The sequence below is a fragment of the Undibacterium sp. GW821-FHT11H02 genome, from assembly GCF_058808015.1.
Map to the genome: position 1 here is coordinate 23792 of NZ_JBXARG010000031.1, position 8294 is coordinate 32085.

At 46.8% G+C, this 8294-nt stretch carries 9 protein-coding genes; 2 read left to right on the forward strand and 7 right to left on the reverse strand.

The features are described 5' to 3' along the window. Positions 1-106: 106 nt before the first annotated feature. Positions 107-2416 (forward strand): M9 family metallopeptidase, encoded by a 2310-nt coding sequence (locus tag AC1RR2_RS20220; RefSeq protein ID WP_493224088.1) that lies wholly within the window; start codon positions 107-109, stop codon positions 2414-2416. A 443-nt stretch (positions 2417-2859) separates the two neighbouring features. Here the strand turns inward: AC1RR2_RS20220 and AC1RR2_RS20225 are convergent, their stop codons facing one another. Then, positions 2860-3243 carry a hypothetical protein gene (locus AC1RR2_RS20225; protein WP_493224089.1) on the reverse strand — a complete coding sequence of 128 codons (384 nt, stop codon included), beginning with the start codon at positions 3241-3243 and terminating at the stop codon, positions 2860-2862. Positions 3244-3342: 99 nt separating this feature from the next. After that, positions 3343-4125: a hypothetical protein gene (locus AC1RR2_RS20230; protein ID WP_493224090.1), complete on the reverse strand. Its 783-nt coding sequence runs from the start codon at positions 4123-4125 to the stop codon at positions 3343-3345. 712 nt (positions 4126-4837) lie between these two features. Between AC1RR2_RS20230 and AC1RR2_RS20235 the strand changes: the two genes are divergently transcribed. Continuing rightward, positions 4838-5059, forward strand: coding sequence for a PPC domain-containing protein (locus tag AC1RR2_RS20235; RefSeq protein WP_493224091.1), 222 nt, complete (start codon positions 4838-4840; stop codon positions 5057-5059). A gap of 311 nt (positions 5060-5370) precedes the next feature. Here AC1RR2_RS20235 and AC1RR2_RS20240 read toward each other — a convergent pair whose 3' ends face one another. The 5 genes from AC1RR2_RS20240 to AC1RR2_RS20260 all read right to left on the reverse strand — a co-directional run bounded on the left by AC1RR2_RS20240 (position 5371) and on the right by AC1RR2_RS20260 (position 7497). After that, positions 5371-5661, reverse strand: a complete 291-nt coding sequence (locus tag AC1RR2_RS20240; RefSeq protein ID WP_493224092.1) for a hypothetical protein — start codon at positions 5659-5661, stop codon at positions 5371-5373. Further along, complete coding sequence (locus tag AC1RR2_RS20245; protein ID WP_493224093.1) at positions 5662-5877, reverse strand: glycine zipper domain-containing protein; 216 nt, start codon at positions 5875-5877, stop codon at positions 5662-5664. It lies immediately after the preceding gene. 101 nt (positions 5878-5978) lie between these two features. Beyond that, the gene (locus tag AC1RR2_RS20250) at positions 5979-6413 is read right to left on the reverse strand and encodes a hypothetical protein (RefSeq protein ID WP_493224094.1); all 435 of its coding nucleotides are present in this window, start codon (positions 6411-6413) and stop codon (positions 5979-5981) included. Between the two features lie 5 nt (positions 6414-6418). Further along, positions 6419-6934 carry a hypothetical protein gene (locus AC1RR2_RS20255; protein WP_493224095.1) on the reverse strand — a complete coding sequence of 172 codons (516 nt, stop codon included), beginning with the start codon at positions 6932-6934 and terminating at the stop codon, positions 6419-6421. Between the two features lie 137 nt (positions 6935-7071). Next, positions 7072-7497, reverse strand: coding sequence for a hypothetical protein (locus tag AC1RR2_RS20260; protein WP_493224096.1), 426 nt, complete (start codon positions 7495-7497; stop codon positions 7072-7074). Between the last annotated feature and the right edge of the window lie 797 nt (positions 7498-8294).

An 8294-nucleotide genomic window follows, 5' to 3' on the forward strand; every position in this document is an offset into this window, starting at 1 on the left:
TGGCTCGCCAGACCCGGTACTTTGACGCTTGCTTAAAGTAGCACTCTTGAATCAACACTGCCCGTATTGGTTCAAGTCTATAAAAATACCTATCTTGGAGATCACAATGAGTTATCAGATAAAGACCATGCTCATGGCGAGTATCGTCGGTGCTTGCATATGTAGTTTGAGTAATACCAGTACAGCCGCAAACAAAAGTGTCGGGCAAGCTATTAACCCCGTCACAGAACATGGTCATGAGAGCAAAAAGCTCAAACATGCACCTATGCCTCAGCAGCGTTTAGCCCTGCCGCCAAGCGCAGAACAAGTGAAATTTGGCCTGGCACCGAGCAAGAAAGATCTGCGCTTAGCGAATTCAAAATCGACCAGCACAAAAGCTAATCCTGATCTACGATCCTTAGCAAGTGCCACCACGCCAGACTGCACCAATATGTCAACTATGGCGAGCTACAGTGGCACCGCACTGGCCGACTATCTGGTGAGCTTGCCCGATTTTGAATGCACTTATCCGCTCTTTCAATTGACTACTTCTCAGGCTGCAAACATCTACAGCAACGCAAATTACACCGCCGTTGCGAATCGATTTGCACAAGAAGCGAATAGCTACAGCGCAAACAATATGGCCTTGGTCAATCTGACTTTGTATTTACGCGCAGGCTATTACCTCAGTGACACGATGAGCGCAGCGCAAGCACCGGTCAGCACCAAAACCAGTTTACGCCCAGCCATCTCCGCTCTGGTGAATGGCAGTGCTCTCTATCAAAACAATCCTGTCGCATCCTCCACCGCAATCGAGGTAATGAAGTTAATCACTAATATCCGTGACGAAGCTTACTATCTGCCTAGCATCAAGAACGTATTCACGCGCTTTACTAACACGGCGAGTAATCCCAATGCCGTCAATGCCTTACTCAATTACACCGCGACCGACGGCTTTACTGGTGCCTTGATCGTGATGTACTACGCGCATTTTAGAACTGATGCAGCAGCAGTCTTACAAGACATTAGTTATGCCAACGCATTGAACGGCTTTATTGTGAATAACAAAGCAGCCCTGCTCAATACCTACTATAGCTATCAATTGAAAGATGCTGAAAACGAAGCCTTCCGCTTTATGCAGTACAGCAATTTGAAACCAGCGATCAAGCCTATGGTGCAATACCAATTGGCGAATAGCACCATGACCGGTGCCGACAGTGATTTGTGGCTAGGTGCAGCCTCAGCGGTAAAGTACTATGACAATGCCAATTGCAGCGAATACGGTACCTGCAATTTTGAAACCACACTGGCCAATGCAGTTTTGAAGAATAATTACACGTGCAGCCCAACAATCAGAATTCGTGCACAAGATATGAGTGCCGCCGAATTGCAAAATTCTTGCGACCTATTAGCGGCAGAAGAAACCTACTTCCATACCATGCTGCCAACCAACCGCACGCCGGTTGCGAATGACAATAACAGGTCTTTAGAATTGGTGGTGTTTGACGACTACACCAACTACAACAAATATGCAGGCATCATTTTTGGTATAGGCACAAATAATGGCGGCATGTACTTGGAAGGCAATCCGGCCGACGTAAATAATCAAGCACGTTTCATTGCGCACGAAGCATCCTGGTTACGCCCATCATTTTCAGTCTGGAATCTGGAACATGAATACATCCATTTCCTCGACGGTCGTTTCGATATGTATGGTGATTTTGGTGCAGCAATCTCTAAACCAACCGTATGGTGGATAGAAGGTGTAGCCGAATATCTGTCCTACAAAAACAATAACCAACGCGCCATCGATATCGCCAAAGCTGGCACTTACCCACTCAGCACTATCCTGGGCAATACCTACTACATGAGCGACTATGCAAATCGCGCTTATCCATGGGGCTATATGGCGGTGCGTTTTATGAACGAAAGACATCGTGCTGACGTCGACGCAGTGTTAGCCAAATTCCGTGTGGGCGATTACGATGGCTATCAGACTTATATGAACAATATAGGCACCCGTTATGACAGCGAATTTGCAGCCTGGGTACAAGCAGCAACAACCGCAGGCACACCACCATTGCCTATCGACCCAGTCACTGCCTTACCGAATTGCAGCACACCTTATCCTTACTATTTGGGGAATAACTGCTCCTTGAAAAACGTATCATCTGCCACCGAGAGTTATGTCTACGTGATGGTACCGCCAGGCGCGAAGAACCTGAAAATCTTCACCGGCGGCGGTAGCGGCGATGTCGATATCTACGTCAAGAAAGACGCTTACCCAAGCACCACAGTCTACGACGGGGCATCCGCCAAAGCAGGCAACAGCGAAAGCGTCACCTTCGCAACACCAACAGCGAATGCTTGGTACTACATTATGTTGAAAGCGAAAACGCCGTTTAGCAACGTGAGTGTGGGAGCTAGTTGGGAGTGAGTTGAAAGCAAGTTGAAGCAACTCTAGAAAAATGAAAGGCGGACATCAGCGAATAATGCGGTGTCCGTTTTTTTATCTGGCTCTAGCGGCAAAAAATTCAGTATTGGTGTAATTTTTTTGAAGGCTTAGTTTGAAAAACAATGTGGTGCTGAGTCCTTTGGCTGTCTCAGTACCCATACCGTGTTGGGTCAGACAATATATCTTCAGCAGTCTGCGTGGCTTGGTCTCCAGTCAAATCTACTTTCAATAATATTTCAATTACTTTTTTCCTTATTCCGAATCTTTGCCGCAAGATCGAAATCAAGCATCAAGCCACATTCAAAGAGACGTTCATTGACATTCATTCCAGCAAAACGGTCGCTAGTCATAAGGAAATAGATATTTAAGCTTGAAGCTGAGTAACGCGCAGCGGCTTGTCGACGCGAGTCAGCTCAAGCGACTGGTTAGCTGGCATTTTGCGGTGGCCAGCAGTGAGCAACGCCACCGGTTTCACCGATTGCCTTGCGCCAGATTTCTTCCGGAAAGAGCCCACGCTCGGTGAGTGCCCCGAAGAACTCGCTTCCACCCTTGGCTTCGAACAGTACTACGACCCGCGTCTCGCAACCCTTGAGTTCGACCTGGATTACATCCGAAGAATAGAGCCCTTCATCCTTAAAGCAGATGCGCACAACGTCGGCCCAACGGAATGATTGATTCCATTCCGGATCGAGGCGATCAAGCACGCGCACTCGAACCTCCACATCATCGAATTCAACGGCAAGCATCTGCTCATATGGCTTGGTGCGCCGAACCAACCACCAGTCGTAAAGTCTTCGCAGGAGCACCATCTCTTTTGTGCCAGCTAACGTTTAGGTGCCGGGGTCGCCGCCACCGATAAATAAGAAAACATTGAAATGGTTCGCGGCGATTCCCTGCCGACCGTCATGTTAGCCATTCATAAGACTCCAGAACTTTTCCTCGTAGCTACGAATTCTCACACTGTCGTCTGCCGAATTCAAAAAGGGCTTGCCACGCCCGACGACCATAATATCTTTATTTCCAATAGGGCACTCCAGCTTTATCCATGGTTTCAAATGACTACATTCAACGCCAAAAAGCTTCTTTGAAAGTAGTGCGTATTGCTCAGTTGGCCACTGATTCGAAACATCTAACTCTTTCAAATTAGGGAGCTCAGAAACAAACTGCAAATCGTCATCTGAAACTCTAATATTGCTTAAGCACAAAGTAGAAAGGCTTTTACACGAGGAGATGGGTTTCAAGGTTTGAAATTTCGCTACAGATTCAATTCCACCTGAGACTTCTAGATGCCTCAAAATGTTCATGCTTGATACTGGTTCAATTGAGTTAATCTTACCTAGGTCAGACAAAATGAGAGCTTCCATTCTTTTGCAGCCATTCAGGAAACTTAGGTCCTCTAACTTTCTCGCCCATTCAATGCTTAGTTTTGTAAGCGATTCCATCTTTTCAAGAGGCGCCAATGAGGTTGCGCGAACATCATATAGCGAAAGGGCTGAAACTTTTAAATACTTCCCGACTTTCTCAATGTCAGCATCCTTTAGTCCTACGCCGTACGCGAACTCACCACTTGTTTCTTTAGAAAGCGATGTCTTAGAAAACTTGGTGCCGTCGACAATAATTAAAGGCCTGTCGTCATCATTCCAATTCACATCTGAAAAGGGAATTCCATAGAAGGGTTTAGGTCTTTTCATTCTCAATGGCTAACTTTAATTTAATTTGACAGAAATGCATATTAACTTGGCTCGTAATAAAAGACAATTTCTTTCAAGTCCCTTACAACCCGCATGGAGCTTGGCTGTAATTGCTTATACTGTCTAAAAATCAGGTATCAACAAATCGATAAAAAGTGCAGTTTAAAGAAACTCAAATATCTCTGTTTATTGATCAAGCCACTTCAAAAAAATGGCAGCCGAGTCCCGAATGGGGTTCAGTTAAGCCCTGCAAGATGAACTGTCATTCCCGCCTACGCGCACTGCTGTCCGGAATAACATTTGGGATATTCGGGAAACGCTGATGGTGCTTGAGTTGCGCGACAAGCTTGTTTGAATGGACTCGAAAAAGACGGATAGGTGGTGAGCGTAAATATTCCCTCTCCCGCGAGCGGGAGAGGGCTAGGGTGAGGGTGGTACAGCGACAGCAAAGTGTTTGAATGGCAAAAAAAGGGGAGAAATTTAAATATGTGTGCGTCGAAAAATGTCATCCGAATCTGAACGCCCGTCAAAGCATACTTTGACTCCCCGACCCCGCATTTCCAACTAGCCGCTTGCGGGAGAAGGGAGCGACAAAATAAGACTGTCAAGAAAATTATTCCGGACAACAGTGCGCCTACGCCGGAACAACAAACTATGTGCCTTACCAAATTGCGGCACAGCTTATCCTTAGTATTTGGGAAATAACTGCTGCTTGAAAAACCTATCATCTGCCACCGGGAGTTATGTCTACGTCATGGTATCGCCAGGCGCGAAAAACCTGAACATCTTCACCGGCGGCGGTAGCGGCGATGTCGACATCTACGTCAAGAAAGACGCTTACCCAAGCACCACAGTCTACGACGGCGCATCTGCCAAAACAGGCAATAGCGAATGCTTGGTACTACATCATGTTGAAAGCGAAAACGCCATATAGCAATGTGAGTGTGGGAGCTAGTTCGGAGTGAGTTGAAAGTCAGTTGAAGCAGCTCTAGAAAAACGAAAGACGGACATCAGCAAATAATACGGTGTCCGTTTTTTATCTGACTCTAGCGTCAAAAAGTTCAGTGTTGGTGTTAATTTTTTGAAGGCTTAATTTGAAAAAAGAATGTGGTGCTGAGTCTATTGGCAATCTTGACTCTCGCTACAACTAGTAGCAATAGTGAAGCGGCGACGAGTCGCATTTATGACATCTAACGCAGATGTGCCGGGGCGACTCCCCGTCGACAGTCGAGCTAAACCCCAACATTAGCTGCCAAAACTCCAAATGAGTGTAACGAAAAGAACGCCAAGGAAAACAATTGACGCGAGCACACCTAAAAGAAGGGCTGAGAAACCAGAGCGCTGAGGCTGCAGCTTGGCAAAATAATTGCACCCTGCCACTATCAAGCCGACAAATACTGCGCCAAGCATCATGGGCAGATAGCCACCAGGCTGACCGGCTCGATCGGCTTGAATGTATTGAAACAAAGTAGCAGAGGTCGCAAGAATGCAACCGATAGATGCAACTAGCACTAGCCAAGGCGCGGATTTTTCCATTTAGTTTCTAAAGCTCGATTGATAGTTAGGAGTTTGGGGGGCACGACGGCGACGCGACATCAACGCAACGATGCCACCAACCGCAATGCCTAATCCAACTCCAACGGACAGGTTGCCGACGGCCACACCAAGGCCACAGCCTATGGCTACGCCAACGGCAATCCACACGCCAGGGCTGACTGGCTGAGCTTGCTTGTTTGGGTCTCGCTTGAACATGAACTTTTCGACTCCTAAATCAACGCTGAAATAAGCGGATGGCCGTCCACCAATTTGTAAAACACTGAACCGTATCGCGGCCAGTCCGATCGACCATCTTGTTAGCCATTATTATCGACCTCGCAGCAGCGCTCCAAAATCGTCACAATCGAGTCAAAGTCACTCGACGTTGTTAAAAGCTGCAGTATCTCTTCTTTTTCAACATATTGGGTGAAAATATCTTCATCGCTCTCCATACTTTTTTTGATTGCTGCTTGAAGATCTGACACTTCATATTTCCCAACATTTGAATAGCTGTATTCGAATAATAACGTTGGGTTGTATATTGTTTGAGAAAGCAATTTCGAAAAAGATCCTAATTGTTGCTCCGGATTTACGTTCTCAACCACATATTTGTATCCATCTCGATTGAAAAACTGCACATCTTTCCACCACGATTTATGAAATCCCAATGCACTTCCGCGAACTTTATTTCTCAGTTCTTCGGACAGTTGAAAAAACCCATTCTCGCCGATAGCGACGACATTATTTTTCATGATGGCTAACGATTGAGCTCAGCCGAGCCGCGAAGCGGCGTCAGGTGCAGCGATTCGTTAGGGCTTAGCCAGGTGCGCCAGACAAAGAAGAACACTTGCGCACCAGCTAAGCCATGGAGCGCACAAAACAGGATGCTCTGTGCGTAGCTAAGCCAACCGTAGAAGGTCTTTTGGCCGTCAACAACGAAGCCCACATGTGTGCCATACCAACTGCCGGCGGATGAGGAGCCTGGGTACTCAGACCAGCCATATATGGCAATTGGAAGAGCTGCAAAGATGAAGCCAACGGCACCAAGAGATAGCCAAGATAGGCGATTGATGTGCCGAAGAAGTAGCAACGAGGGAATGCCGATCACGACAACAAATGGAACGGAGAATAGAGCGGCAAATAACGGTGTACTCAGGAGTTCCTTTGTCGGAATGTCAGCACCTTGGATCAATAGAGGTAGTATGAACAAAACGACAAAAACAATCGGCTGAACAGCGATTGCAGCAATGGTGGCGAACAGGATTGCTTTCATGGACCCTAACGCGTAATTGTACGGCGCGCGCACGAATTAATAAAACAGGAAAAAGCGCTAATTCGCGCGTTCGATACCAACTTCATGTTATGCCTTTCACATTCACCGCGTCACTATCGACTGTTTTGTTTGCCATTTCAAACATCATGAAGCTCAAACTCAATTGATTTCATGTTGATGATGGATGCGGCTGTGACGGGAATCGAATTTAGCATCATCTGCAAGAATGATTGAACCCCAATCCCTTCGTACCAAGCATTATTTGGAGCGATTGCTATTTCGTTTGCATCAAAATTACAACGCATATGCAATTGCTCCATACCAGAATATTCGCCATCTTCATCAGTATGCGAAAACTGTCTGGTCAAGTCAATGGAGAAGTTCGAATTCCAACTATAAGGTCCACCCCATTCAAACAAGAGCCTGTCATCTTCATTTTCCTTTGTGCACCCATCCACACTAGTGGCTGCAAAGTGATGAACGAAAATCGTTAATGCATCTTTCAAGCTAGTTCCGAATAGAATCTTGGATTGGATATCTTCTAGAATTTCTTTTGGTGACATGTGCAATTCCTGATGGCTAAAGTTGGCGCTGCCTCGTGCACAACCATTGCCGCGAAGCGGCAGTGGTTGGTTGCGTGTCCGTGCCGAGCAACATGTTAAATGCGTTACCAATCAAGATTGACAGACCGGCAGGCGCAAACAGACTCACCGGGAGGCACACGCTTCCCGCATTTATGACACTCACCCATATTGAGAGAAATATGAAGCACGAGTACCTTTGCTTCTCTTGGATCGAGTCCGAAGTGCACCTCTGCAAAGCGAATTCCTTCCACAGAGTCTTCACGGACGACCGCTGCGAACTCGGACTTTCTCTCAGTCGTAAGACCATCAGGCCACACGACGGACATGCGGCACTTGGCGCACTGCATGTGAGGACGGCCTTTGGGCTCAATAGCGATGGAGTATTCAGTTCTCAACATACAAGCATTTAACGCTGAAGTGCCGGGATCGCCGCCACCGATAATTTGAAAAATTGAGGTATCTTTATTGGCGACTCCCCGCCGACTGCCCTGTTGGACGAAGCCGCTACGCGGAGAAAACAAAGCATACCAACTCCGAAATTCAAAATTACAATTCTATCTCAAGCCTTCAATGGTGGAGGCGCTATTTTGAGGAGAATTGATCATGAATCACGACTGGCCTACAGACTTTGAATTGCATTATCAGACCCATCTACAGCGACTCCGGCTCGCTGGTTTTCGTCCTAAAACAATCGAAGCTTACTCGCAAGGCGTGCGGCGTGCTGGGCTGTATTTCCGCTATCAAATCAATGCCTTAACCGAGGCGCAATTAACGCA

Excerpts from the sequence above, each read along its gene's own strand:
- AC1RR2_RS20220 (WP_493224088.1), top strand. The coding sequence starts at position 107 with ATGAGTTATCAGATAAAGACCATGCTCATGGCGAGTATCGTCGGTGCT.
- AC1RR2_RS20225 (WP_493224089.1), bottom strand. The coding sequence starts at position 3,243 with ATGGTGCTCCTGCGAAGACTTTACGACTGGTGGTTGGTTCGGCGCACC.
- AC1RR2_RS20230 (WP_493224090.1), bottom strand. The coding sequence starts at position 4,125 with ATGAAAAGACCTAAACCCTTCTATGGAATTCCCTTTTCAGATGTGAAT.
- AC1RR2_RS20240 (WP_493224092.1), bottom strand. The coding sequence starts at position 5,661 with ATGGAAAAATCCGCGCCTTGGCTAGTGCTAGTTGCATCTATCGGTTGC.
- AC1RR2_RS20245 (WP_493224093.1), bottom strand. The coding sequence starts at position 5,877 with ATGTTCAAGCGAGACCCAAACAAGCAAGCTCAGCCAGTCAGCCCTGGC.
- AC1RR2_RS20250 (WP_493224094.1), bottom strand. The coding sequence starts at position 6,413 with ATGAAAAATAATGTCGTCGCTATCGGCGAGAATGGGTTTTTTCAACTG.
- AC1RR2_RS20255 (WP_493224095.1), bottom strand. The coding sequence starts at position 6,934 with ATGAAAGCAATCCTGTTCGCCACCATTGCTGCAATCGCTGTTCAGCCG.
- AC1RR2_RS20260 (WP_493224096.1), bottom strand. The coding sequence starts at position 7,497 with ATGTCACCAAAAGAAATTCTAGAAGATATCCAATCCAAGATTCTATTC.